The organism is Micromonospora sp. MH33 (assembly GCF_003013775.1).
Taxonomy (GTDB): domain Bacteria; phylum Actinomycetota; class Actinomycetes; order Mycobacteriales; family Micromonosporaceae; genus Micromonospora; species Micromonospora fulviviridis.
Genome location: NZ_MUYZ01000001.1, coordinates 55,080 through 81,339, shown reverse-complemented (window position 1 = coordinate 81,339; position 26,260 = coordinate 55,080). Strand labels below are relative to the sequence as shown.

Sequence of the window (26,260 nt, the reverse complement as noted above, 5' to 3'; positions counted from 1 at the left end):
CGGGCTGCCGCTCCGCAGTGGGTTGGGCAGCGCGGTGTCCTGGCGGAGAAAGTTTCGTGCACCCTGCTCGTATGTTGGGTCGAGGCGGGCAGAACTTTTGCCATTTGCATAAAAAGTTGCCGATGCCTTGATTAAAGCTGCGGCCTCGCGACGATGCCCTGATGCGTCGTCTGCCTCCGGCTTTTGGACGCGCGGCCTCGTGCCTGCTCGCGTTCGTCCTCGTCTCAGCGGTCGCTGTCCTCGGGTTCTCTGCGCCCGCGGCAGCTCACGGCACCTTGGCGATGTCCACCCCCGGGGAGGGGGCCGCGGTGAACGAGCCGTTGGCGGCGGTGCAGCTCTACTTCACCGAGAGGGTCGCCGCCAACGCGTACTTCACGATCACCGCGCCGGGTGGCGGACGGGTCGACAATGGCTGGAACCACGGGTCGCCCAAGCAGTTGGACAAGCCGGTACGGGAGTACTTCCTCGACGGGGGGAAGTTCGAGCCGCGCGAGTACTCGATGGGGTTTCCGGCGGTGGTGACGCTGGCGCATCTGCCGGCGGTGGGGCAGTACTCGGTGAGCTACCTGTCGGTGGCCTCGGACGGTGAGCCGGTACGAGGCACGATGAGCTTCCGCTATACGGGGCGGGTGACGGCAGCGCCGCCGGGCTGGCGCCCGCCGACCAATCAGCCGGATCCGTCGCTGGTGGCGGCCGCCGAGCAGCACGCGACGTCCGGGCACGGATCGGGGTCTTCATCGGCTGCCCAGGCCGGGCTACCCGTGCCGTCGGGCCCGCCGGCCGCGCCACCGCTGTCAGCGTCCCCGCCCGCGGTGGCCGCTGTGTCGACGGCCCAGGATAACGATGGCGGCCTCGGGTGGGTGGCGTGGACCGGCTGGGCAGGGGCAGTCGCGGCGGCCGTGGCCGGCTTCGTGGGCTGGCGCCGCCGCCCGGCTCCCTTAGGCAAGGCGCCGGCCCCCGCTCCAGGGGCCGAACGGGCGCGGCCGGTCGCGCCGGCGCCAACCGCACGGCCGCCGCGTCGCGCTCCGGCAGCAAGGCACGACGGGCCGCCGTCCCGGCGACGCGGAAGAACGAGGCGGTTGGCACCGCCGTGACCGCGCCGTTGGCGGCCGGACAGGAGGGGACCTCGGCGAGTGACCTCGCCACGGCGCGGCCCGTGATCGCCGGCCGGGTGGTGGCTTCGGACATAGCCGACCCAGCCCTGACGCTCGGGCCCGAGTTGAGCAACACCCGTTTCGCCTTGCTCGTCGCCGGGATGGTGGTGGCCCTGCTGGCCGGGTTCGGGATCGGGCGGATCGGTACGGGCGACGCGCGGACCCCCACCGGCGAGCCGACGCTCACGGCACCCGCCGGCGGGCCACGTGCCACCCAGCGGGCGCTGGTGGCGGCGGACAGGCATCAGCATGCGCCGGGTACCGGGGCGCACTCGCATCCGGGTGACGGCAGCGCGGGCCAGACGCAGGCGACCGGGACGACGGTCAGCGCCGGTGGATTCACGCTGCAGCCGGCGCGCCGGTCCCAGCCTGCCGGTGTGAGCGTGGACTACCGGTTCCGGATCGTCGGATCTGACCGGCAGGCGGCGACGCGTTTCACGGTCGTACACGACAAGCCGTTGCACCTGGTCGTGGTGGGTCGCGACCTGAGCGGGTACCAACACCTGCATCCCACCATGGCGCCCGACGGCACTTGGAGCGTCCCGTTGAAGCTGGCCCGGGCCGGTGGATACCGCGTCTACGCCGATTTTTCCATGACCGGGGCCGACGGCGGCCCGCTGCCGCTGGTCCTGGGCGTCGACCACGACGTGCCGGGCGCGTACACCCCGGCCGCGTTGCCGCCGTCGCAGCCGCAGGCGGCGGCCGGGCCGTTCACGGTGTCGATGGACGGCACGCCGACAGTGGGGGTGGCGGCGCCGATGGTCTTCCGGGTCAGCCGCACCGGCACCCCCGGGCCGGTGCAGCTGCAGCGCTACCTGGGCGCGTATGGGCACCTGGTCGTGGTCCGCGAGGGCGACTTGGGCTATGTGCATGTCCACCCCGAGCCGGAACTGGTCGACGGGGCGGTCAAGGTCTGGCTGACCGCACCGAGCACCGGCCAGTACCGGGCGTTCTTCGACTTCCAGGTCGACGGGAAGGTGCACTCCGCGCAGTACACGATCAACCTGGCCTGAGCGGCGTGGCGCCTGCGGCAGCATGCCGTAGGCGTGTGCCAATGATCGGCGGGCAGCCGGTGCCGCTTGTCGCTCGATGTCGGTCAGTAGTGCTCGTCGTGTGAAAAGTCCTCAACCGTCGTCAATATGTCGAGGCGTTGCGGGAACCAGCGAGGGCCGGCGGACGACTCTATGACTGATCGAACCGGTGCCTGACCTTCCTCGGCGGTGCCGGTAAGGCCGATGCCGTCGCACCCTGAACGAGGAGTTCTGCCTAGACCGTGGACAGCGACACCACGATCGACCAGATATCCGACAAGCCGGTGCGGCCTGCGCGACCCCGCCACCCTGGCCGTCACCGACACCGTGCGCTTCTCCGACTACCCGTTCATGGCCAAGCTCGCCCGCTGGGGCGTCGACATCCACATGGGCGTGCTGTTCGGGCTGCCGAACCAGATCGCCCTCGCCGGCCTCGCCACGGGGCTGGTCGTCATGGTGGTCCTCGGCTACCGGATGTGGTGGCAGCGGCGTCCCACCACCGCCGCCCGGTGGCGTCCCGGCCCGGCCGTGCGGCGTGGTGGCCTGCGGGCGCTGCCGTGGCCCGGGTTGGCGGCGGTTGCCGTGGTCGCGATCAATCTTCAGGCGGTGGCGCTCCGATGTCGTGGAGCGGCCTGCCGCGACGTGGCCTCACGGGACAGGCCGGGACTCGGCTACAGCCGCTGTCTCCGGTGTTGGTCTTCGCCGGCCTGGCTGGCTGCGGTGAGGAAGGCGTTGTAGCGGGCGAGGTCGTCGTCTTCGCCGGTGGCTTCGGCGCGGTCGGCGGCGCGGTCGAGGCGGGCCTGTTCTCGCTGGTCGGCGCGGATCCACTGGCGGACGAGGAGGATCATGACGATGGCGGCGGGGATCTCGCCGAACGCCCAGGCGATGCCCGCGCCCAGCTTCTGGTCCACCAGTAGGGACGAGGCCCAGGCGGGGTGGACGGAGGTGTACCAGTCCGGGGCGATGACGGTGGTGGTCTGCATGAGCACCAGGCCGAAGAAGCCGTGCGCCATCATCGCCGCCAGGTGGATGAGCACGAGGACGGGGTGGGGGATCCTCGGCCGGCCTGGGTCGACGCCGATGAGCACCCAGAACAGCAGGTAGCCGGAGGCCACGAAGTGGACCAGCATGGCGAGGTGGCCGAGGTGGGAGCGCATCAACGCGCCGAGCAGGTCACTGAAATAGAGCCCGAAGAGGCTGCCGGCGTAGATGCCGAGCGCGACCAGCGGGTGGGTGAGCAGTTTCGTGGGCCGGCTGTGCAGGGCGAGCAGTAGCCAGTCCCGGGCGCCGCGGACCTGCGGGTCGGCCGGGCGGCGCAGGGCGCGCAGGGCGAGGGTGACCGGCGCGCCGCCGACGAGCAGGATCGGCACCAGCATGGACAGCACCATGTGCTGCGCCATGTGCGCGCTGAACAGCACGTACGCGTAGCGCGCCATACCGAGGCCGGTGGACGCGGCGAGGACCAGCAGACCGGCGAGCCAGCTGGCGGTTCGGGCGGCCGGCCAGGGGTGTCCGGCCCGGTGCAGCCGCCGCACGCCGGCCAGGTAGGCGCCGGCCCCGGCGACGGTCACGATCAGGAAGAACAGGTCCGGCAAGGGCTGGCCGAGCAGGTTGCCCGGGGTGGGGGCGGCGGGCATCGGGAAGCCGAGCAGCTCGGTCAGCGGGTCGGCGTCGGCGGGGTCGGTGGCCACCGGGGTGGGGCTGCGGGACAGCGCCACGGACAGCCCCAGGGTGGCGGCGAAGACGACCAGTTCCCCGGCAGCCAGCCGCCCGAATGCGTCAGGCTTGCCGGCGTGCAGGGCCGGCAGGGTCCGGGCCCGGTGCGCGACGCCGACAGCCCCGAGGATCACCAGCGCCATGAGCTTGCCGCCCACCAGCCATCCGTAGCGGGACTGCCAGAGCTGGTCCACTCCGCCGAGGCGCACGGCGGCGTTGATGAGACCGCTGACCGCCACGGCGGTGAAGCAGCCCAGGGCGAGGCGGCTGTACCGGCTGGCGGTGTCGGCGAGGTGCCGGCTGCGGCGGACCATCAACAGCGCGGCCAGACCGCCGATCCACAACGACGCCGCCAGCACGTGCACGACGAGGCTGCTGACCGCGATCTGGTGGTTGCCGGCCCCGGCGGCGTGTCCGGTGAACGCCGGCGGGGTCACCGCGATCAGCGCCAGCACCGCCGCCGCAGCGGATATGCGGCGCGACACGCCCACCCGGGCGAGCACCGCCACGGTCAGGGCCAGCCCGGCCTGCAGCAGCAGGGCCCGCCCTTGGGAGATCGAGGACGCGAAGCTGACCACCGCGGCGGTACTAAGCCGCTCTGGTGGGAGGCCGAGCAGGTCCGAGACCGTCAGCACGATCAGCGCCGCGGCGGCTGCCGCCCAGCCGATGGACAGCGCGCCGGCCCGCCGCAGCAGCAGCCAGCCGTGCGGTGACACGCTGGGCCCGTCGCCGGGCAGCAGGAACGCCGCCGTGACAAGCATTCCGACGGCCAGGGTGGCGAGCGCGTCCGCGAGCAGCCGGACCAGCGGCAACGACCAGGTGGTGACCGGTCCAGGATCCGGCAGACCGGGAATCGCCACCGCGAGCGCCCCGCCGGCCCGCAAGGCGAGCACGAGTGCCGCCCCCGCCGACACGACGGCTACGACCGCGACTGCGATCGAGCCCGTCCAGCCCGTGGTGCGGTTTCCGGGCACCCCCGGGGTCCGGCCGTCGCCGATGGTCGTCGTCCTCACCTGCGGCGAGCCGTCCGGGACACGGTGCGGGTGAGGTTGGCGCGAACGGGTGTCTGACACGTCGATGTCCCTGGCGGTTGCGGACGGGCGGGAACGTACGGAGCCGGTGGGCCTCGGTCAGGAGGCGGCGCGGCGTCGACGCCGCAGCACCACGACCCCGGCGACAATGGCAACGAGGGCGATCCCGCCAGCCACCAGCAGTATCGGGCCAGAGCTGTCGGCGCGGCGTAACGAGGCCGCCGGGCTGGGCGAGGCGGGGGAGTCGGCGCCGGTGTTGGCGGCAGCAGAGGCGGCCATGTCCGGGGCGGCACTGGCGGTCGAGCCGGCGGCATCGGCGGTCGGATCCGCCACCGTGAACGAGTAGGAGCCCTGCACGGGGTGCCCGTCGGAGGAGACGACCCGGTACGCGACGGTGTAGCTGCCGTTGGCCAGCGGCTCGCTGATCGTCACTGTCCCTGTGGTTCCGGTGACGGCGGGTTCGCTGGTGGGGACTTTCCGCTGGCCGGCGTCGCTGAGCACGATGGTGGTGAACGCGGGGTCCAGCTTCTGCAGGAACTTCAGGGTGATCTGCGCCGGTGACTTGGAGATACGCGCGTCCTGGGCGGGGCTTGCCGCTTGGAGGCTGTTGTGCGCGGCGGCGGGAGTGGCCGGCGCCAGCAGGACCGCCAGCGCGGCCAGCACGGCGGCGACCAGCCCGGCGGAGCTCGAGCGGCGGATTCGAATGGGCATGACTGGTTCTTTCGGTGGTTGGTGGTGGTCAGCCGAGCAGTTGCTGGCCGATCCAGACGCCCTCTGGGCAGCCGGGTGGGATCGCGAAGACGGCGGAGCCGATCGGGGTGGTCCATTCGTTGAGTAGGTCCTGTTCGGCCAGCCGTTGCTGGATGGGCAGGAACTGGCGGGTGATGTCGGCCTGGTAAGAGGTGAAGATCAGTCCGCTGTCGGCGTGGCCCTCTGGAGTGGGGGTGCCGTCGTAGTTGTAGGGGCGGCGCAGGATCCGCATCCGGTCGTCGGTGACGTGCGCGCGGGTGAGGTGGGAGAAGTCGGAAATGACGGTGAGTCCGTCGGGGCCTGCGGCGGCGAAGTCGGGCTGGTCATGTTCGGCGCTGCCGGTGAGCGGGGCGCCGGTGTCGAGGCGTCGGCCGACGGCGAGTTCCCGGTCGGCGCGACCGAGCAGGTCCCAGGTTTCCAGGTTCATGCTGATCCTGCGGACGACCAGGGTGGTGCTGTCCCGCGCCCAGGCCGGACCGTCGGGCACCCACACGGCGGTCTCCAGCGGCCCGCCCGGCTTGGGGTTGGCCGTGCCGTCCAGCTGGCCGAACAGGTTTCGCTGGGTGCGGCCGGGTTCGGTGCCTGCGGCGCGGCGGAAGCCCTGCTGCACCCAGCGGACGGTGGCGAACGGGCGGCTGTCCTTGACCAGCACCCGCTGGGCGTGGGCGACGGTGAGCGGGTCGTCGGCGCAGATCTGCAGCAGCAGATCGCCACCGGACCAGCGGGGCTGCAGCCGATCGATGCGGAACGACGGTAGGTCGGCCACCGACGGGGGCCGCCGGGCGTCGACGCCGGCGGCGGCATAGAGGCCGGGGCCGAAGCCGAAGGTGACGGTCAGCCGCGCGGGCAGCAGGCCGAGTTCAGGTTCGGTGTCGGCCAGCGCCGGGCGGCCCTGGGTGAGGCGGGCGGCGTCGTCGGACAGCAGCCGCAGCATCCGACCCAACGCCGCCCGGTCGGTGCCGGGGCGGAGAGTGAACGCGACGAACGCGGCGTGCGCCTGCGGGTCGGTGGCGACGCCGGACTGCCGTGCGCCGTGGAACGGCTCGACCGCGCTGCCGATCGCGGCGACCGGCACCGCGCCGGCGGGCCGTGCTGTCGGCTCGTCGGGGCGGGCGGCGGTGACGGCGGCGGCGCCGGCGAGCGCGCCTCCGGCTGCGAGGGCGCCGCCGGTGAGCAGGCCGCGCCTGCTCACCGGGCGGGCGACGGGGCGCTCGGTCATGCCGCCGGGCTTAGCGTCGGCTGGCCGTGGTCGGGGCCGTAACTTTCCTGTGCGCCGGTGAACGGCTTGGCCACCGCGGTGAACATCTGGGTCTTCCCGTCGGCGAAGGTGAGCGTGAAGGTCAGCTCGTCGCCGGCCTCCACCGGCTGCTTCAGGTCCATCAGCATCAGGTGCTCGCCACCGGGCTGCAGCGTCGTGCTGCTGTGCGCCTTGACCACGATGCCCTGCTTGGGCTGCATGACCATCTTCCCGTCCTTCATGGTCATCTCGTGCAGCTCCATGGGAGACACGGCGGTGGCGGCGGCGGTGACGGTCACGTCGGTATCGCTGTCGTTCACGAGGGTGCCGAAAGCGGCGGTCATGCCCTTGTCGGCGGCCTTCACCCACGGGTCCCGGATGCCGAGCACCCCGGTCGCGGCGCTCGCCGACACCGACGCTGACGGGCTCGGTTGCGCCGACGGCCGGTCCGACGAGTCGCAGCCGACGACGCCGACCGCGAGGGATGCCGCAGCGGCGGCAAGCAGGATGGCCGGGCGTCGACGCGCGCCGGCGACGGTGGTAAGGGGCATGGGCGGTCCCTTCGCTGAATCAGTCTGTCGGGTGGTTGGTCGACCGTGACAAACGGAAAGTTCCAGGACAAAGGTGATTGATCTCACCAGCCTTGGGCAGGGCCGCGGTTTCAGGCCACCCGGCGGTCGCGCGGGGTTTGTGCCGTACCCCGGTACGGCGGGACCAGCCGGAGCGGGGCCGGGGCGGGTTCTGGCGCCTCCTCGATGTTCAGGCGCCAGCCCGGACGGTCGCCCCGCCCACGCGACGACGGCCCGTCGGGCCGCAGGCGGGGCCATGACAGCGCCACCACGATCGCGTAACCAGCGAGGAGGAACCCGTGGCTGACCAGCCGGGGGGTTTCGACCCGCCCGGTCAGCAGGTCGTTGACCGACAGCAGCACCAGCGTGCCCACGAACGCGCTCAACATGGGCACCAGCCCGGTCGGCCGCGTGCGCCGCGCCGCCACGAACAGGAACCCGGCCCCGACCGCCACATTCCAGGCCGCCGACTCGTGCCATAGATGCCCGGTGGCTAGCACACCGCTGTGGTCGTGCTCGCCGGCCGGTCCCCGGCCGACCTGTGCTAGCCCGAGCACCAACTGCAATGCGCCGAGGAGTCCCAACAGGCCCCGCAGAGTGAGCACGACCCGCTCCCGCAGACCGCGGCGCGAGGGTGCGGGCGCGGGCAGCGCGGCGAGGACCGCGTCGGCCAGGTCCGGCCCCGGGGCGGTGACGGTCAGCCGGGCACGCCGCGTCACCGCCGCGGCCTGGTCCAACCAGGCGCGGCAGCCGGCGCACTCGTCAAGGTGCGCGTCGGCCCCGGCCTGCTCGGCGGCGGTCGCCTCACCGTCCAGTTGTGCCGACAGGACCTCACGCCACTGCTCACACCCCATGTACCGGTAGTCGCGGCGATCGCCGAATTGGTTCCCGCATGCTGTGCGTCCCCGGTCACGCCCGCAGCAGGGCGAGCCCGGTTCAGCCCGCGGCGTCGCCCGGTGTCCGCCGCCGCCTGACCGGCTGGGTGCTCATCGCGGCAACGAGGTCCTCACGCGCCCGGGCCACCCGGGAGCGGATCGTGCCGACCGGACAACCACACACCTCCGCCGCCTCGGCATACGACAGGCCCAGGACCTGCGTGGCCACGAACGCCTCCCGCCGGTCCGCAGGCAACGCCGCGATCAGGCGCTCCAAAACCACCTGCCGATCGAAACCACTACGCGAGGCATCGGGGATGTCGAAGGAGTCCGACATCGGCACCGTGCGGGGCCGGGCCGACGCCGTGCGGACATGGTCGACGGCGACCCGCCGCGCGATACCGAGCAGCCACGTCAACGCAGACGAGCGCGCGGCGAACGACGGCAGCGACCGCATCGCCCGCAGATACGTCTCCTGCGCCAGATCATCGGCCTCGGATGGAGAGATCATCGTGGCAAGGAAGCGACGCACAGGGTGCTGAGTCGCGCCGATGAACCGGGCCGCCGCGTCCCGGTCACCACGTCCCGCCGCGAGCGCCCACGCGGTGATATCCGCGTCGTCAGTCACCCTGAACCTCCGTGTCCGGATCGCCAGTGCCGCCCGCCTGCCAGAACGACGACCTGTAGTAGTCCCGTGCCAGAGTACGGCACCGGCAGGTATGGGCGACGCCGCCGCTGGGATCCGGCTAACGGCGGCGAGTTCTACGACCTGGCCGAGGACTGGCCGGCCGGCTGGAACCAGGGCTACTCGGACGGCCAGGCGGCCTCGGTGCCGGTCGGCGGAAGCGCGCCACGGCCCGACCTGATTTTGAATGACCCTCGACGTACTGCCGGGCGGTGCCGGTGCGCTGGAGCACCAGTACCAGGGCCTGCTTGATGCTCTCCAACACGTGCAGCAGCGGCCCAGGCTGATGGCGGATTTCGGGACACGTTGAAACGACGTGACGTGTGCGACCATGTATGAGTCGTCCAGGCGGGAGGGGCAGCTGATGGTTGATCCGTCTAGCATGCTGGCGGCGGGGCAGCGCCGGCGGCCAAAGACCGGCGGCGTCGACGCCGTGCTGGCCCTGCTCGACGGGTTGACGGCTGGCCAGGAGATCCCAGCGGATGTGTTGGACCGGTTGACTGAGGGTGGCACGGCGGCGCAGGGCGCCGAGTTGCGGCGCCGGGTCGGCGAGGTTCACGCCGCGGTCAGCCGATGGCGGCGCCGCGACCAGCAGCTGTCGGCGCTGTTCTCCAGCGCCCGGGAGCTTGCCGAGCTGCGCAGTGTCGGCCCGCTGCTGGATCGGCTGGTGCAACGCGCTCACGATCTGGTGGGCAGCGACGTGATGTACCTGTCGGAGTTCGACCAAGGAACTGGTGAGCTGCGGGTCAGCTCGACGCTGGGGGCGATCACCGACGCGTTTCGGCGGCTGCGTGTCCCGCCGGGCGCGGGCCTGGCCAGCGAGGTGGCGCAGACCCGGGCGCCGCGCTGGATCAGCGGCTACCCGACCGCTCAGGTCCGCCACGACCCGCAGATCGACGCCGCGGTGGCGGGCGAAGGACTGGTCTCGCTGCTCGGGGTGCCGCTGCTGGCCGGGAACGAGGTGCTCGGCGTGCTGTTCGCCGCCTACCGCAGCGACCACCGCTTCACCGCCGACGAGGTGGCGCTGCTGTCCGCCTTCGCCGATCACGCGGCGGTCGTGTTGCAGACCGTCGAGCTGTTGGAGATTGCCCATCGCTCGGCGCGGGAGGCCGAGAAGGCGTCGGCCGAGGCCGCGCGGCACGCGGCTGCGGTGGAGCGGGCCGCGCAGGTGCACGAGGAGCTCACCGCTGTGGTGCTCGGCGGCGGGGACGCCGGGGGCATCGCCGTAACCCTCAGCCGCGCCTTGCATCGCGCCGTGGTGATCACCGACCGTTCACTGATGGCGGTGGCCGCGACCGACGCGAACGGCAGCCCGGTCCCGCTGTCCTTCCAATCCACCACCGCGATCGCCGCAGCGCTCGACGAGAGCAGATGGTCGGGTCAGCTCGTCGAGGTGCCCTCGGCCGACGTGTACGGCGTGGCGGCGGCGGTGGCGGGGCGGTCGACGCTGGGCGCCATCATCGTCGGCTCGGGTGCGGAGCACTTCGGCGCGGTCGACAAGCGCACGGTCGAGCGTGCCGGGCTCATCCTGGCGCTGCAAACCCTGCAGCAGGACGCCGTCGTACGCGCCGAGGAGCAGGTCCGTGGTGAGCTGCTCGCCGACCTGCTGGATTCGTCACGGCCACACGATGCGCACCTGCGCCAACGGGCCCGCGCCCGCCATGTCGATCTGCAGGCCGCGCGCACGCCCATCGCCGTGTGGGTCCGCGACGACGACCGGTCGGCGGCTGTGCGGGCCCTGCAGGACCCGGCTGTCGCCCTGCTCGCCGGCGAGCAGGGCTCGCTGGTCGCCGTGTTGTCCCCCGACGAGAGCGGTGAGCGGGCCGGCGCGGCCGTGGCTCGGCGGGTGCGTACAGCGATCGGCCGGGAGGCCCTTGTCGTCGTCGGCCGTCCCGGCATGCTGAGTGATCTCGCCCACCGGTGGTCCCAGGCGGCCGACTGCGTGCGGCTGCTGGATCGTCTCGGCGTGGCGTCCGGCGTCACCAGCGTCGACGCCTACGCGCCCTACCTCGCGCTGTTCGGTGACAGCGCCGTGGATGTCAAGGCGTTCACCCGCCAACTGATCGGCCCGGTGCTCACCTGGGACGCCGAACGGCACACCGAGCTGCTGGAAACGCTGGCCCTGTACCTCGATCAGCAGGGCAGCCCGGCCCGGACCGCCCGCGCGCTTGGCGTCCACGTGAACACGGTGTTGCAGCGGCTGGATCGGGTCGACGAGCTCCTGGGCGCGGACTGGCGGACGCCGGAGCGGCGGTTCCGGGTCACCATCGCCGTGCGGCTGCACCGCTTGGTGGCCATCTGATGACCGCCTTTACATGGATGCAACATCTACCTGTAGCCGCTTGACACTGGATCTCTGATCTATGGTGGTGCAGATCACCTGCTTCTAGCGTGGGTCGGCAGGCGGAACCAGTTCGCTGTCGGCAAACCACAGGCGCGGCCTTCGCCGCGCGAGGAGGAACGATGACCACCACCTCCACCACCAGCAGGCTGGCCGGGTTGCGTGACCGTACGGTAGCGGAGCGGCGCCGGCTCATCGCAGAGAACACCGGCGTGGAACTGGCGCGTCTTGACGTGCTGGAACCCATGTCCGGGCTGCAGGTGGAACAGGCCAATCACCTCATCGAGAACGTCATCGGCGTGATGAGCCTCCCGGTCGGCGTGGCCACCAACTTCACGATCAATGGCCGTGACGTACTCGTGCCGATGGCCACCGAGGAGGCGTCGGTGGTCGCGGCGGCCAGCAACGCCGCCCGCATCGCCCGCGTGCGAGGAGGCTTCACGACCTCGAGCACTGCACCGCTGATGCAGGCCCAGGTGCAAGTGCTCGACGTCGTCGACCCTGAGGCCGCTCGCGCTCGGCTACTCGAGGCCGCAGACGAGATCCTCCGACTGGCCAACGATCAGGACCCGTTGCTGATTCGGCTCGGCGGCGGCGCGCGTGAGCTGCTCGTCCGATTGGTCCGTTCCCAGGTGCAGACCTACGTGGTCGCGCACCTCGTGGTCGATGTCCGCGACGCGATGGGAGCAAACGCGGTGAACACCATGGCGGAGGCCGTCGCCAGTCGCGTCGGTGAGATCGCCGGCGGACGGCCGCTGCTGCGCATCCTTACGAACAAGGCCGACCTCCGCGTCACACGGGCCCGTGCCGTCTTCGACGCTGAGAGCCTCGGTGGCCCCGAAATCGTCGACAACCTCGTGCACGCCGCCGCGCTCGCCGAGGCCGACCCCTACCGGGCTGCCACGCACAACAAGGGCATCATGAACGGCATCACCGCGGTCGTGCTGGCGACCGGCAACGACACACGCGCGGTGGAGGCCGGCGCGCACTCGCATGCCGTGGGCCCGGACGGCCGGTACACCTCGCTGTCGCACTACGAGAAGGACGCCGACGGCGACCTCGTCGGCGTCCTCGAACTGCCGATGCCGGTCGGTCTCGTCGGAGGCGCCACCAAAGCCCACCCGGTGGCGCAGGCCGCCCTGGCCATCCTCGGCGTCACCACCGCCCAGCAGTTGGCTGACGTCATCGTCGCCACCGGGCTGGCGCAGAACCTCGCCGCGATGCGGGCCCTCGCCACCGAGGGCATCCAGCGCGGCCACATGTCGCTGCACGCCCGCAACATCGCGGTGACCGCGGGCGCGAGCGGCGACGAGGTCGACAAGGTCGTTGCGCGGCTGATCAGCGACCGCGCCATTCGCAGCGAGCACGCCGAGAAGGTCCTCGCCGAGCTGCGCGCCGCTCAGTGACTCGACCGTCGGCTCCGCCAAGCACCGTTCCCGAAGGAGAGACATGACTCTGTACGTGGGTATCGACGTCGGCGGGACCTTCACGGACGCTGTCGCCGTCATCGACGGCCGTGCCGTGCGTGGCAAGGCCTTCTCGACCAAGGACGTCACCAGCGGTATCCTCGCTGCCCTGAGCGTTCTCCAGCAGCGCCTCGGCATGCAGGAGCGGGCCTTCTACACCTCCGTCGACCGGCTGGTGCTGGGCAACACGATCGTCACCAACGCCGTCGACGAGCAGAAGTACGCACCCGTGGGCCTGCTGACCACGCAGGGCTTCCGCGACACCCTGCGCATCGCCCGCTCGGCGCGCACTGATGAGCGCAATCCCCACGCCATGGCCCCGGCACCCGAGATCGTCGCACGTCGCCGGATCGTCGAGGTGGCCGAACGGGTCGACGCACGAGGGAACGTCCTGGTGCCGCTGGCCGAGGCGAGCATCGCCGCAGCGGTGGACAGGGTGTTCGCCGCGGGCGCTGAGTCGCTCGCCGTCTGCCTGCTGTGGTCCTTCCGCAACCCGACCCACGAGCAGGCCATCGCCCGATACCTCGATGCCCACCACCCCGGCGTGCCCTACACCCTGTCCAGCGAGCTGACACCGGTCTACCGCGAGTACGAGCGCATGGTCACCACCGCGCTGGATGCCGCGGTGAAGCCGCTGGTCGCCGAGCACTTCGACCAACTCGCCAAAGAGTTGGCCGCGCGTGGCCTGCAGCAGCGGATACAGATCATGCAGGTACACGGTGGTTTCCTGTCCGTCGAGGAGACCGGCAAGGCGCCGATCGCCATGTTCAACTCCGGGCCGGTCGGTGGTGTTACCGGCGCGCGGCTGCTCGGCCAGCGACTCGGCCGACGCAGCATTCTCACCGCCGACATGGGCGGCACCAGCCTCGACGCGGCGGCCATCATCGACGGCCAGTTGCGGGTCCTTCCCCGCGCGCAGATCGGTGGGCTGCAGACCAGCCTCACCGCCGTCGACATCGAGACCATCGGCGCCGGCGGCGGCAGCCTGGCCTGGGTCGACGGCCGCGGGGTCATGCGCGTGGGCCCGCACTCGGCAGGCAGCACACCCGGTCCCGCCTGCTACGGCAAGGGAGGCAACCGCCCGGCCGTCACCGACGCCGCGCTCGTCCTGGGCCTGATCAACGCCGGCTACTACCTCGGCGGGTCGGTGCCGCTCTACCCCGAGAAGGCCCGGGAGGCCCTGCGTGCCGAGGTTGCCGGACCGCTCGGCCTGACCGAGGAAGAGGCCGCGGCGGGCATCTACCGGCTGACCGCGTCGCAGCTGGCCAATGCACTGCGCAAGGTCACGGTCAATCGCGGTCACGACCCGCGAGAGTTCACGCTCGTCGGGTTCGGCGGCGCCTGCGGTTTGTTCGCGGCGGCCATCGCGGCCGAGACGGGCGTGAGCGAGATCGTGCTGCCGCGCAACGCGGCGGTCTTCTCCGCCTTCGGGCTGATGCACGCCGACTCGGTCTTCTCCGCCGTCCAAACCTCGCCGTGGACCTTCGACCAACCGGCCGAACTTCTCGAGGAGTCGTTCCAGACATTGGAGGAACGCACGCGATCGTGGTTTGAGTCCGAGGGCATCCCGCACGATCGGCGCGAGCTCTACCGGGAGGCGGACATGAAGTTCGCCGGTCAGATCTTCGAGGTCACCACCCGGCTGTCCGGTGACCGCTTCGGCGAGCACGACAAAGACGATCTGCGGCGCCGCTTCATCGCCGACTACGAGGCAGAGTTCGGTTCCGGCACCGCTTGGACCGAGGCGGAGATCCTCCTGGTCAACAGCCGGGTTCGCGGCATCGGCCGTACCGATTCCCAGCACATCCTGGATGACGCCGACGTCGAGGAACACCGCGTCGACCGCAGGCAGATCGTGGACCCGGCCACCGCGGAGCTGATGACCGTGGAGGTGCACCGCGGCTTCCGCACGGTCGGCAAGGCCAAGGGCCCTTGCCTGCTCGAAGAGCCCGACACGACCGTCTTCGTCCCCGCCCGAGCGACCGTCGAGGTGGTCGACGGAGGCCACTTCCTCATCCGCCTCGACAACGCCTGACCGCCCGAAGGAGAGACCGTGGCACCGATTAGCATCCCCGCCGGCTACGACCCCGTGACCCTCGAGGTCGTGCGCATGCGCCTCGACTCCATCGTCGAGGAGATGGGGATCGCCATGATCCGTTCTTCCGGATCACCAGTCATAACCGAGGCCGGGGACCTCAACACCGCCCTCTTCGACGCCCAGGGCCGGATTTGGTCCTACTCCGACTACGTCCAATTCCACATCGGGTCCGGCAGCGTGGCCGTCCAGAACCTGATCAAGGCTGTCGAGGGAGAGCCGCTGCACCCCGGCGACGCCTTCATCAGCAACGACCCGCACACCGCCGGCGCAAGCCACCCACCGGACACCAACGTCATCTCCCCGATCTTCTACGGAGAGGAATTGATCGGCTGGGCCCAATCCCAGGCCCACCTCGTCGACGTCGGCGGCATGACGCCCGGTGGATTCGCGCCCTCAGCACTGGACTGCTACGCCGAGGCGCTGCGACTGCCCCCCGGCGTGAAGATCTACGACCGGGGCCAGCCCGTGGAGTCGGTGCGCCGGCTGCTGCTCAACAACGTGCGCGTGCCGGTCCTCTACTGGAACGACGTGCGCAGCCTGGTCGCCAGCAACAACACCGGGATCAAGCGACTGCTGGCCACGGTGCAGGAGTTCGGCCTCGAGCGGTTCCGCGAGTACACCCGGCTGAGTTTCGAACTAGCCGAGCAGGTGGTGCGCGAACGCATCCGGCGGCTGCCCGACGGCGTATACACCGACGACGAATGGACCGAACACAACGGGCACGACGACGACTTGTTCCGCGTCCACTGCACGATGACGAAGCAGGACGACCACATCACCCTCGACTTCCGAGGCTCCAGCCCGCAGACCGGCGGCTTCATCAACTGCAGCTACGGCGCGCTGGTCGGCAGCATCGCCACCTCCGTCGTGCCGATCATCGCCTGGGACGTCCCCTTCAACGAAGGTGTCATGACCGCCTTCGACGTCCTGGTCGACGACAACTCCATCGTCAACCCGTCCCCGCCGGCCCCGATCAGCAACGGCCACCTCACGACCGGAGCTCGGGTCAGCCGCCTGGTGACCAAGCTGTTCAACCAGGCATGCCAGCACAGCAGCGACCCGCAGATGCGGCAGCGCAGCCAGGGCGTCTGGGCCGACAGCTGGACCGGCGGCATCTCAGCCGGCAACACCAACGCCGGCGACTTCTTCGTGCTGTTCAACATGGACGGCGGCGGCATCGGCGCCGGTGCCCAGCCAGAGCGGGACGGCCTCGACTGCGCCGGCATGATGACCCAGGTGAACAACGCCCTGCCGGACGTCGAGATGAATGAGATGCTCTACCCGGTGCTCTACCTGTGGAAGCGCCTCAACCTGGCCAGCCCCGGACACGGCGCATTCCGCGGTGGGTTGGGTCTCGACTTCGCCTGGACCTTGCACGGTGCCGAAACCGTCACCCAGACCGTCTTCTCCCCGAGCGCTCAGGTGCCACCGGACGGATTCGGTGGCGGACTGCCCGCCGGCGGCTGCGGGCACGAGATCTGGCGGGAGACCAACGTCGCCCAGCTGCTGGATCAGGCCGTCGTGCCGAGCCCGGGTGGTCTCAGGTCGAGGAGCCAGGACCTGCTGGCGATCAACCAGTCAGGCGTGACGATCCGGGCAGGAGACGTCTTCGTGCAGTGGATCGCCGGCGGCGGTGGATACGGCGATCCACTTCTGCGCGACCCCGCCCGCGTCGCCGCCGATCTCGACGACGCCTACATCACCGCCGCAGTGGCCCGAGACGTCTACGGGGTGATCATCGCCGACGGCAGGGTCGACGAGGCTCGCACCGCCGCCCGCCGGGCCGAGCTGCGAGCAGACCGGCTCGGCGGCGTTCAGCCGAGCGTGCCCGTACGCCCAGAAGCGATCGGCACCTCGGCGTCGGTGCCGCGACGGGACGCCGACGGGTGGTACTGCCCGGCCAGCGGATCACGCATCAGCGAGGCAGAGGACTGGCGTACCGACGCTGTCCAGCGGACGACCGGCGCCGCCGCGCGGCTGGGCGAGCTCGGCGTCCGGGTCCGCGATCGACGCGCCGCCCCTGCGGTCCTGATCGACGAGTACTATAGCCCCACCTGCGGAACGTTGCTCGAGGCGCGGATCCGCGTCGCCGACGAGCAGCCACTGCCGTCCACCTGACCGATCGCGTCGCGTGACCATGACCATCCTGCTCGCGCGAACCGTCGGACGGCTCCGGACACGGCAGCGGTCGGCCGCCTCCGCCGAGCCGGTCGGTGACCCTCGCACGGCCGTCAGATCCACCTCCCCGCGTACGACCAGACCGGGGCCCTGCAGAAGGAGAACTCCCATGACATCTCCGCTCGCCGGCCTGGACGGCTTGCTGGCAGGACGGAACGCGTCGGGCGCACTCGCGGGCGTGGTCGTCCTCGACATCACCCGCGTGGTCGCCGGCCCCTTCTGCTCGCAGATCCTGGCGGACCTCGGCGCGACGGTCGTCAAGATCGAACACCCCAAGGATCCGGACTACGCCCGCGGTTTCCCCCCGTTCTTCGGCGGTGACGAACACAGCGGCTTCAGCGCATTCTTCGCCCAGTTCAACCGCAACAAGCTCGGGCTTACGCTGGACCTGTCCCAGGAGCAGGGGAAGGAGGTGCTGCGCACGCTGGTCAAGCGGGCACACGTCCTGGTCGAGAACTTTCGCCCCGGCACGATGGACAAACTCGGTGTCGGCGCTGCGGAACTGCGCAAGATCAACCCGGCGCTCGTCTACACGGCGCTGTCCGGGTTCGGGCAGACAGGGCCGTACCGGCGCAGGCCGGCCTACGACAACTCCGCGCAGGCCACCGGCGGTCTGTGGTCCATGAACGGCTACCCCGATCGGCCACCGATCCGGGTCGGGACCATTATCGGAGACCTCGCCGCAACTATGTACGGCGTCATCGGTACGCTCGCGGCGCTCCGCCATGCGGAGGCGACCGGGCAAGGACAGCTCGTCGACGTCTCGCAGCAGGACTCCGTCCTGAGCCTCACCGAGAACGCAGTCGTCTCATACACGGTGGACGGCACGGTGCCGGCACCGCTGGGCAACAACCACCCGTTCGTCAAGCCCTACGAACTGTACGCGTGCAAGGACGGCTTTGTCTTCTTCGGCGGCTACACCGACAAGTTCTGGCGCCTGACCTGTGCGATGTTCGGGCGGCCGGAAATGGCCGACGATCCCGAGGCCGACACCATGGCGAAGCGGTTCAAGCCTGACGTCTACGAACGGAAGATCAAGCCCCAGCTGCTGGCCTGGTTCGCCGACCGGACGAAGGCCGAACTGGAGGCGCTCGCCGGCGACCAGGTCCCGCTCTCGGCGATCAAGACGATGGACGAGGTCGTGAACGACCCGCAGATCGCCGCCCGCGACATGATTGTTGACGTCGAGTACCCCGACTTCGGTCCGCTGCGGATGTTCGGGCAACCCATCAAGCTGGGCGTCACTCCCGCTCAGCCTCGGGGTCTGGCACCGCGTGTCGGCGAGCACACCGACGTCCTGCTCCGGGCGCTGGCCGACCTGACTGACGAATCCATCGCCGAACTTCGCGCGGCGGGAGTCGTCTGAATGACCATCACCCTCGAACGCCACGAAGCGGTCGCAGTCGTCACCATCGACCGGCCGGACAAGCTCAACTCCCTCACCCTGGCGATGTATCAGCAGCTGGGCGACGCCCTGATCGAGGTCCACGCCGACCCCGCGATCGCCGTCGCGGTGCTGACCGGGCGAGGTGGACGAGCCTTCTGCGTCGGCGCCGATTTGACCGAATCGATCCCGGCGCTGGCCGAGGGACGCTTCGACATCTCGGAGTGGGATCACGCCCACCAAAAGCATGTGCAGCAGCGCAAACCGATCATCGCCGCGATCAACGGCCTCTGCCTCGGCGGCGGGTTCGAGATCATGCTCTCGACCGACATCCGCATCGCCAGCACGACCGCCGAGTTCGGGTTGCCCGAGGTCGGCATCGGGGTCGTTCCGGCCGGCGGCACGCTGGTCCGGCTGACCCGCCAGATCCCATACGCCTGGGCGATGCAGCTGATGCTCGGCGGCGACCGCATCAGCGCGGACACGGCCCTGCGGTTCGGCCTGCTCAACGACGTCGTCCCCGCGGACGCGCTGCTCGACACGGCGATGACATGGGCGGTGCGGCTGACGCACAACAGCGGCACGGCGATGGCCATCGTCAAAGAAGCCGTCCAGTACCTAGCCGACCTGCCCAGTGATCAGGCCTTCCGATACGAGGCCCTGCTGGGGCAGAAGGCGTTCACCTCTGCCGACGCACGCGAAGGCATGTCGGCCTTCTACGCACGTCGTCGTCCGAACTTTCCCTCCCGCACGTACCCGGAGCCGAGCTCGTCATGAACCTGCCCAGCGTGGTCGCGCAGCCCGGCATGCCCGATGCCGTCCGCATCTATGAGGTCGGCCCGCGGGACGGCCTGCAGGCCGAGAAGCAGCTCGTCCCCACCGACGTGAAGCTCGAGTTCATCCGGCGTCTACTGGTGGCCGGCCTGCAAACCATCGAGCTGACCAGCTTCGTCTCACCGAAATGGGTACCGCAGCTGGCCGACGCCGCCGACGTCGTCGCTGGCGTCGACCTGGACTCGGCCCGGCACCCGGTCCTCGTGGCCAACGAGCGAGGGCTCGACCGCGCGCTAGCCAGCGGTGTCCGGGAGATCGCCGTCTTCACCAGCGCCACCGAATCCTTCGCCAAGAACAACCTGAACCGCTCGGTCGACGAAGCGCTCACCATGTTCGAGCTGGTGGTGCGGCGCAGCCGCGACGCGGGCGTCGCGGTCAGGGGCTACATCTCGATGTGCTTCGGCGACCCCTGGGAGGGACCGGTTGCGCTCGCCAAGGTCGTCCACGTAGCCCAACGGCTCATCGACATGGGCGCGACGAGCCTGTCCCTCGGCGACACGATCGGCGTCGGCACGCCCGGGCACGTGCTCGCGCTCGTTGAACGCCTGGAAGCAGCAGGCATCCCGCGTGGCGTCCTGGCCATGCACTTCCACGACACCTACGGACAGGCGTTGGCCAACGTACACGCCGCGCTGACCGCGGGAATCACGGAGTTCGACGCCTCGGCCGGCGGGATTGGCGGCTGTCCCTACGCACAGAGCGCCACCGGCAACCTCGCCACCGAAGACCTGGTCTGGATGCTCACCGGCCTGGGCTACCACACCGGCGTCAACCTTGAGCAACTCGTCGAGGCCAGTGTGTGGATGGCGAACCACCTGAGACGGCCGAGTTCCTCCCGCGTGGTGCGGGCCATGGCCTCGACCGACGACCGGGGCCAGGCCTGACGCCCACCAACCGCGGCTACCTCCACCGGCGCTCAACACCACCGAGGTGACGGCCTTGCTCGACCACTTGGGCACGCATCGCCGCCTTGGCCCGGAACCGTGAGCGTTGGACCTCTCGTTTCGAGTGCACGCCGAGTAGGGCCAGCAGCGACAGGTGAAGGTCGTTGCTGGCGGAACCGGTGGCCGTAGAAGGCTCGCTCGAACTCGCCCACGACCACCGCCTCGAACCCCCGGCCAGGGTCGGCGAGAGCTGCCAGCAGTCGCGCGGCTTGCGGACGACGTGGCCAGGGCACCTGGCGGGACTCGCCTACGTCGAAGAACTCGGCCACGATCACGCCTCGGCCGTCGATCACGTCCTCGGCGAAGTCACGCTGCCACCGCGCCGACGACAGCGGCTTCGGTGTCGTCGGGCGCCGCATCCGCACGCGGCCTCGCCGATTCGGCTGCCGAGGACCTCGACGCCGCCGACACCCTGGAACTGCTCGCGAAGGCTCCGGACCCGGCGAGCGCCGCCCGGTTGAGCCTGGCGCAGATCAGCGCGGCCCTCAAACGGGCCCGCCGACGCGACATACCCGCCAAGGCAGCCGCGATCCAGGCCGCGCTGTGCGCCGAGCACCTCGGCCAACCCGCAGTGGTCACCGCCGCGTGTGCCGCGTCGGTGCGGGCACCGGCCGCGCTGCTGATGACCCTCCACGATCAGGTCAAGGCCCTGCAAGGGCAGGTGGAGGCCCATTTTGGTCGGCACCCGGACGCTGAGATCATCCTGTCCCAGCCCGGACTGGGTGTCGTCCTCGGCGCCCGGGTGCTCGCCGAGTTCGGGTGACGACAACGCCCCCTACGCGTCGGCCAAGGCCCGCAAGAACTACGCCGCCACCAGCCCGATCACTTGGGAAGAAGAGGACCGTCGCGGCCCGGTTCGTGCACAACGACCGGCTCGTCGACCAGCGTTACCGTTGGTTCGGAGTCGACAACTACGCCTGGGGCGGGTAGCCGAAGTTTTGTGTCCACCAGGGGCCGCTGTCGAGGTGCAAGCCGACGCCAATAACGGAGAATCCGGGATTTAGTAGATTAGCGCGATGTCCAGGGCTGTTCAGCCAGGAATGAATCACCTCGTGCGGCTGCCGCTGACCCTTGGCAATATTTTCTGCGGCGGGCTGGGCGTACCCGTGTGACCGCATCCGGTCGAAGGGCGTAACGCCATCTGGGTCGTTGTGGGAGAAGAAGCCGCGCCGCGCCATGTCGGCGCTGTGGCTGCGCGCCGACTGGCGAAGCAGTTCATTGATTTTCAGTGGGGGCACGCCAGCCTTAGCTCTGGCTTGATTCGTCAAGCGCACCACCGTGTTCTCGAGGTGGGTCCGGTAGGTGTCAGGGCCAATGCTGACCGCAGGCTGAGCAGACCGAGTGTGCGCGGCCCCGCCGGAGCTCACCACGAAATAGTCGCCATCTTCGTCCACCTCATGAGACCGTCTCTGTGGCGGCACGCTCGTCGTCGTACTCGCGGCTCCCCGGAACTTCACGACCGAGCCGTCCCGACGTTTACGCTTTCTACTCCTCGGCATGTCTTGTCCTCTTCGACTGTTGCTGCTCACGGATCCGCTTGTAGATGATCCACTAATCTAACGGCGGCGAGTTCTACGACCTGGCCGAGGACTGGCCGGCCGGCTGGAACCAGGGCTACTCGGACGGCCAGGCGGCCTCGGTGCCGGTCGGCGGAAGCGCGCCACGGGTCGGCGAAGGCTCACCCTGCGACCTCCGTGGCCAACTCCTCCGCGGCCCAGCGGTCCGCCTCGGCCGCGGCCCGGCGGGCCAACACGGCCACGATCACAGCGAACACCACGAACGACGGCCACTGTGGCGACCGCCGCACCGGCCACAGGCGCTGCGTCGGCTGATGGCCTAACCGCAGGCGCCGGCGCCGCTGCCGGGCAGAAGCGGCGCTGGTTGAATTCTCCGCTCAACGCCAGATGACGGCTGCGGCGAGGGTGCCCCGGGAGGCGGTCCCGCTCCTTCATGGATGACACAGAGGGGTGCCAGAACCGTGTGCTCCCCGAGGGTCGAGATCATGACGGGCCGCGGGTCAGAATGGAGCGTGACGAGTCGTGTGGGAGCAGCCGACGTCCGGCTCCTCGAGCGCGCCATGGGCAGGTTCGGGGCGGTGCCGGGCGGCGGCCACGCGTTCCTGGCCAGGCCAGGCGCTCTGGCTTTCGTGGCGTCCGAGGATGAGGAGGTCGTGGGGTGGTGCTGGGGCTATCAACTGATCCGACCGGACACCTCTTCGATGCTCTACCTTCATCGACTGGAGGTGATGCGTGAGCACCGTCGGCGGGGCATCGGCGCGGCCCTGCTCCGGGCCTTCATGGCGGCCGGCGCGCGGGCCGGTGCCAGCAGGATGTTCTTGACGACGGGGAAAGCCAACGTCCCCGCTCGGGGACTGTACGAGTCGATGGGCGGCCGCGTGACCGCACCAGGCGCCACGGTCAGCTACTGGTTCCAGTTGGCGCCGAGAGCTGCGGAAACGTCTGGCTGTCGGGCCCTGCTGCTCAGCGGGGTGGCCGGGGCGGGAAAGTCGACCGTGGCGGACGCTGTCGGGCGGATGCTGACCGAAGCCGGGCACGTCACGGCCGTCGTTGACACAGACCTGTTGGCTCAGTTCGGGCCGCCCCCGACCGTCGGCCATACCAGCGCACGAGTGTATGACGAGCTCAAGTGCGTGAATCTGGCCTCGGTATGGGCGAACTTCAGGGCCGCCGGTGCGCGGTTCGTCGTCGCGGCAGCCGCCGTCGAGAGCGTGGCCCAGCGGCAACGGTACGTGGAAGGTCTGGCGGGCTGTGACCTCAGTGTGGTCAGGTTGATCGCTGACCTCGACACCGTTCGTAGCCGGCTGCACCAGCGAGACACGGGGCCAAAGCTCAAACGCCACTTGCAGGCGCTGACCCAATCTGAGCCCGCACCGGTCGCAACCGCCGTGGAGGACTTCACGATCACGAACGACCGCACCCCGGCCGAGGTCGCCGCGGACATTCTCGCTCGCCTGGGCTGGGCGGATGATCTCAGTGGATGCGTCGTCGATCCCGCATCGACTGTGTGATCACCTGCACGGGCTTCGCTCGGCCCTGTACAAAAGACGGGGTGATGCGTATCCATTTCACAGTCGCCGATGTCGCGAGGGTGCGGATGGTGGTCCTCGGACCACTGGCCGAGCTGCAGTTCAGCCTTCGGAAGTTGCAGCAGCCGGGAAACGAGGTTCTGTTCAACCCTTGGCGTGCCCGGGCGGTCTCCGGCGCTCGGCTACTGCCGCCTGATCTCCGGGACGCCGCCCGCTTCCTCGCCCCGCCTTCGGCCCCACTGGTCGACTTGTTCACCCTTGTGGGCGCGGCTGACAGCTACGCCGAAGGGGTTGACCGACTCTGCCAGGTCCCGGCCGGACCGTTGGATCGCGAGTTCGCGCTCGCGCCTACTGCCGCCTCGGCCCGGTCGCCTTGGCTCACTGGCTTCGCGCACGGCGACCGCACAGCCCGTCCCCGGTTGACAGGTGCTCTGGCCGACTACCACGCGCTGGCCATCGCACCGTACTGGTCGCGCATCCGCAGGTTGCTCGACAACGAGCGCGCGGCGCGGACCGCTGTCATGGTCGCCCAAGGGCTGGACGCGATGCTGGCCGGTCTGGCGCCGACTCTGCGCTGGAGCCCGCCGGTTCTTGAAGTTTCCACTTCCCCCCGGACGTGGACGCCTGGCGACCGCGCCCCTGCCGTCACCGAGATCCACCTGCGAGGCCGCGGTCTGCTGCTGGCCCCGTCGCTGTTCGCCGACGCTGACGATCTCGGCCTCTACACGCCGTGGAACGACGACCCGGCCCTGCTGATCTACCCGGTCGATCTCGACGCATCCACCAGCCTGAGGCTGTGGCACCATGCCGAGGAGGTCGGTGACGTCGCCCTCGCCCGACTGCTCGGCACGACGCGAGCCGCCGCGCTACGCGTGATCGCCGACGGCTGTACGACCACGGACCTCGCCCGGCGGCTCGGCATCACGCCCGGCGGGGCCAGTCAGCACGCGACGGTCCTGCGTGAGGCGGGACTGGTGGTCAGCCACCGCTACCGCAACACCGTCCGGCACGCCCTCACCGGCCTCGGCGTCGAACTGCTCAACGCGACCTGACCGGACCCGTCGGCGCGCTGTCGTGGGGTTGAGCGCAGCTGAAGCCCCCGACCTGCGTCGAGGGCCTCAGCGCGAGCGCGGTCAGATCGGGGTACCGGACCAGGTGAACGACTCCCACGGGCCGACCGAGCCGAGACGTGCGCGCAGCGACGAGTCCGGGTAGTCCAGTTGGGCCGAGACATACAGTCCGGCCGCCCAGGAGTAGAACCAGGTCGAGTTCCCCGCTCCCAGCGGACCATTGTTGGCGGGCTGTGCGATGGTCGAGAAGTTCTCCCACGGCCCGGGGGAGTAGTTGTAGTTCCGGGCCCGCAGCAGGCCGCGACGGACCCCCGTGTAGTCCCCGCCGAGTTCCGTGCTGACATAGGGCAAGCCGTCGTACTGGGAGAACATGACCGTCCGCCAGTCGGACCCGTCGCGGCAGGCGCCGAACTTCTCCCACTCGCCGATCGCGGACTGCGCGGTGGCCGCTCGCAGCAGGCCCTTGGCGCCCACCACGCCGAAGTCCGCCTTGACGTACCGGCCGTTGCCCGAGGACCGGATGGTCACGTCCACCCAGCAGTCCATTGTGCTTTCGAGGGTCTTCGCGAGTTTCGGGTCACCACCCGACAGCACCGCCGCTGCGCGTTGCCTCAGGTCGCCAGCCGGCGCAGGCGGCCCCGCCTGCGCAGTTCCGGTGACCATCGTCGTGCTCAGCACAACCGCCACCAACCCGACAGCACCGACCCTCCGCCACCGTCGGATACCTGCCACACGTCTGTGAACCATCGACACTCCCTCATCCCTTGAGCCATACCGACTTCCGAAACACGCCCTGCTGTGGTGCCTGGTGTCTGGTCTCGGAGAGGAGGAGAGCCGGCTCCCCGCCGCCCCGAGGCCATCGACCGCGTGCCACCAGCCTCTTCGCGTCACCGCCGCCCATCAATGAGGTTCTGCGGTGGCTAAAACACCGCCGCCCGCGAGCCGATGGACGCGCCGCCGGGCACGGTGCCACCGTCAGGGGCCACCCGGCCCCGGCTGGCCGCGACCAGACCACGTGCCAGTCCTGCCTGACGCGCACGGCCATCTCGCGAAAGCTGGTCAGCTCGCCGGAATTTAGGCGCGTCCGGGCTCCAACCCGTCGGCGACCCGGTCGGCCTGGTCGACGAGCAGCGTCTCGGGCGAACTGCCGGGCGGCCGGCCCGCCGAGCAACAGCCGCGGCAGTCGAAGCTGCACCGGGGGGTGAGTCGTCGTCGGCGCGGATCGCTCGGGAGCTGTAGCCCTGATCGGCGACGACGTGCTCTGGGCGGACGCGGGGCCGGCCAGGTCCCGACCGCCCAACTCGGATCGCGGCCATGACGTGGGGAAAGCGGCTGCAGTCGTTGACGTTGCCGCCCGGATAGCACGAACGCCAAGGTCCGCCCGACGCCGTCGCAGGCGAGGTGAACCTTGGTGGTCAGTCCACCTCGACTTCGACCGAGGGCGTGATCTTGTGGTTCATCCGTTTCGCAGGCACCCCTCCAGTGCCGGCGGCGTGCTGGTGGGCTCGCACGATGGTCGAGTCGACCGACACCAACCAGTCGATGTCCCCGGCTGCGTCCGCGTCGGCCTGGACCCCGGCGAGCATCCGCTCGAACGTCCCGTCCAACGCCCACCTGCGGAAACGCGTGTAGATCGACTGCCAAGACCCGTAGCGGGCCGGCACGTCCCGCCACGCTGCACCGGCCCGGATCTTCCATACGATCCCGTTGAGCACCCGCCGGTCATCGACCCGCGGTCGACCACCGGTCACCGCTGACGGCAGGTACCTCGACAAGGCTTCCCACTCGACGTCAGACATCTCGTAACGACGACCCACGCGCTACATCCCTGGGCGAACTCGTCGACACGCA

General features: G+C 70.2%; 21 protein-coding genes and 1 pseudogene. 13 read left to right on the top strand and 9 right to left on the bottom strand.

Annotated elements, in window-relative coordinates; genetic code table 11:
- Window positions 1-308: 308 nt before the first annotated feature.
- From B0E53_RS00375 to B0E53_RS00365, 3 genes are all read left to right on the top strand, one after another.
- A complete protein-coding gene (locus B0E53_RS00375; RefSeq protein WP_246835128.1) occupies window positions 309-1,094 on the top strand; it encodes a copper resistance protein CopC in 786 nt (261 codons plus the stop codon).
- Between the two features lie 125 nt (window positions 1,095-1,219).
- Window positions 1,220-2,167: a FixH family protein gene (locus B0E53_RS00370; RefSeq protein WP_246835127.1), complete on the top strand. Its 948-nt coding sequence runs from the start codon at window positions 1,220-1,222 to the stop codon at window positions 2,165-2,167.
- A 222-nt stretch (window positions 2,168-2,389) separates the two neighbouring features.
- On the top strand, window positions 2,390-2,923 hold the full coding sequence (locus B0E53_RS00365; protein WP_107074066.1) for a PepSY domain-containing protein: 534 nt from the start codon (window positions 2,390-2,392) through the stop codon (window positions 2,921-2,923).
- On the opposite strand, the gene B0E53_RS00360 is transcribed toward B0E53_RS00365, so the two are convergent.
- The 6 genes from B0E53_RS00360 to B0E53_RS00335 form a co-directional block, all read right to left on the bottom strand.
- Window positions 2,857-4,914, bottom strand: coding sequence for a cytochrome c oxidase assembly protein (locus B0E53_RS00360; protein ID WP_107074065.1), 2,058 nt, complete (start codon window positions 4,912-4,914; stop codon window positions 2,857-2,859). The two genes, B0E53_RS00365 and B0E53_RS00360, sit on opposite strands and share 67 nt — an antisense overlap.
- A gap of 117 nt (window positions 4,915-5,031) precedes the next feature.
- Window positions 5,032-5,643 (bottom strand): copper resistance CopC family protein, encoded by a 612-nt coding sequence (locus tag B0E53_RS00355; RefSeq protein ID WP_107074064.1) that lies wholly within the window; start codon window positions 5,641-5,643, stop codon window positions 5,032-5,034.
- 28 nt (window positions 5,644-5,671) lie between these two features.
- Window positions 5,672-6,901 carry a Dyp-type peroxidase gene (locus B0E53_RS00350; protein ID WP_107074063.1) on the bottom strand — a complete coding sequence of 410 codons (1,230 nt, stop codon included), beginning with the start codon at window positions 6,899-6,901 and terminating at the stop codon, window positions 5,672-5,674.
- Entirely contained in the window at window positions 6,898-7,470 is a 573-nt protein-coding gene (locus B0E53_RS00345; RefSeq protein WP_107074062.1) for a copper chaperone PCu(A)C, read from the bottom strand. The genes B0E53_RS00350 and B0E53_RS00345 overlap by 4 nt, the downstream gene beginning before the upstream one ends.
- Window positions 7,471-7,580: 110 nt before the next feature.
- Complete coding sequence (locus B0E53_RS00340; protein ID WP_107074061.1) at window positions 7,581-8,342, bottom strand: zf-HC2 domain-containing protein; 762 nt, start codon at window positions 8,340-8,342, stop codon at window positions 7,581-7,583.
- A gap of 82 nt (window positions 8,343-8,424) precedes the next feature.
- Complete coding sequence (locus tag B0E53_RS00335) at window positions 8,425-8,991, bottom strand: sigma-70 family RNA polymerase sigma factor (protein ID WP_107074060.1); 567 nt, start codon at window positions 8,989-8,991, stop codon at window positions 8,425-8,427.
- A 421-nt stretch (window positions 8,992-9,412) separates the two neighbouring features.
- Between B0E53_RS00335 and B0E53_RS00330 the strand changes: the two genes are divergently transcribed.
- From B0E53_RS00330 to B0E53_RS38880, 8 genes are all read left to right on the top strand, one after another.
- Window positions 9,413-11,350: a helix-turn-helix domain-containing protein gene (locus B0E53_RS00330; RefSeq protein ID WP_168215153.1), complete on the top strand. Its 1,938-nt coding sequence runs from the start codon at window positions 9,413-9,415 to the stop codon at window positions 11,348-11,350.
- Window positions 11,351-11,511: 161 nt separating this feature from the next.
- Complete coding sequence (locus B0E53_RS00325) at window positions 11,512-12,795, top strand: hydroxymethylglutaryl-CoA reductase, degradative (protein ID WP_107074058.1); 1,284 nt, start codon at window positions 11,512-11,514, stop codon at window positions 12,793-12,795.
- 55 nt (window positions 12,796-12,850) lie between these two features.
- Complete coding sequence (locus B0E53_RS00320) at window positions 12,851-14,890, top strand: hydantoinase/oxoprolinase family protein (RefSeq protein ID WP_210405831.1); 2,040 nt, start codon at window positions 12,851-12,853, stop codon at window positions 14,888-14,890.
- Window positions 14,891-14,908: 18 nt separating this feature from the next.
- Window positions 14,909-17,071 (top strand): hydantoinase B/oxoprolinase family protein, encoded by a 2,163-nt coding sequence (locus tag B0E53_RS00315; RefSeq protein ID WP_210405830.1) that lies wholly within the window; start codon window positions 14,909-14,911, stop codon window positions 17,069-17,071.
- A gap of 169 nt (window positions 17,072-17,240) precedes the next feature.
- A complete protein-coding gene (locus B0E53_RS00310) occupies window positions 17,241-18,497 on the top strand; it encodes a CoA transferase (protein WP_107074056.1) in 1,257 nt (418 codons plus the stop codon).
- A complete protein-coding gene (locus tag B0E53_RS00305) occupies window positions 18,498-19,292 on the top strand; it encodes an enoyl-CoA hydratase/isomerase family protein (RefSeq protein ID WP_107074055.1) in 795 nt (264 codons plus the stop codon). It abuts the gene before it with no gap.
- Window positions 19,289-20,233, top strand: a complete 945-nt coding sequence (locus B0E53_RS00300) for a hydroxymethylglutaryl-CoA lyase (protein ID WP_107074054.1) — start codon at window positions 19,289-19,291, stop codon at window positions 20,231-20,233. The genes B0E53_RS00305 and B0E53_RS00300 overlap by 4 nt, the downstream gene beginning before the upstream one ends.
- Window positions 20,234-20,633: 400 nt before the next feature.
- A complete protein-coding gene (locus tag B0E53_RS38880; protein ID WP_246835125.1) occupies window positions 20,634-21,056 on the top strand; it encodes a hypothetical protein in 423 nt (140 codons plus the stop codon).
- A gap of 148 nt (window positions 21,057-21,204) precedes the next feature.
- Here the strand turns inward: B0E53_RS38880 and B0E53_RS00290 are convergent, their stop codons facing one another.
- A complete protein-coding gene (locus B0E53_RS00290) occupies window positions 21,205-21,687 on the bottom strand; it encodes a CAP domain-containing protein (RefSeq protein WP_210405829.1) in 483 nt (160 codons plus the stop codon).
- Window positions 21,688-22,322: 635 nt separating this feature from the next.
- Between B0E53_RS00290 and B0E53_RS00285 the strand changes: the two genes are divergently transcribed.
- Both B0E53_RS00285 and B0E53_RS00280 read left to right on the top strand, forming a co-directional pair.
- On the top strand, window positions 22,323-23,321 hold the full coding sequence (locus tag B0E53_RS00285; protein WP_146167523.1) for a GNAT family N-acetyltransferase: 999 nt from the start codon (window positions 22,323-22,325) through the stop codon (window positions 23,319-23,321).
- 41 nt (window positions 23,322-23,362) lie between these two features.
- A complete protein-coding gene (locus B0E53_RS00280; RefSeq protein WP_168215152.1) occupies window positions 23,363-24,391 on the top strand; it encodes a winged helix-turn-helix domain-containing protein in 1,029 nt (342 codons plus the stop codon).
- 81 nt (window positions 24,392-24,472) lie between these two features.
- On the opposite strand, the gene B0E53_RS00275 is transcribed toward B0E53_RS00280, so the two are convergent.
- Both B0E53_RS00275 and B0E53_RS00270 read right to left on the bottom strand, forming a co-directional pair.
- The gene (locus B0E53_RS00275; RefSeq protein WP_146167522.1) at window positions 24,473-24,943 is read right to left on the bottom strand and encodes a hypothetical protein; all 471 of its coding nucleotides are present in this window, start codon (window positions 24,941-24,943) and stop codon (window positions 24,473-24,475) included.
- Window positions 24,944-25,626: 683 nt separating this feature from the next.
- Window positions 25,627-26,208: pseudogene (locus B0E53_RS00270) on the bottom strand (IS5 family transposase); the annotation flags it as partial.
- Window positions 26,209-26,260 lie beyond the last annotated feature (52 nt).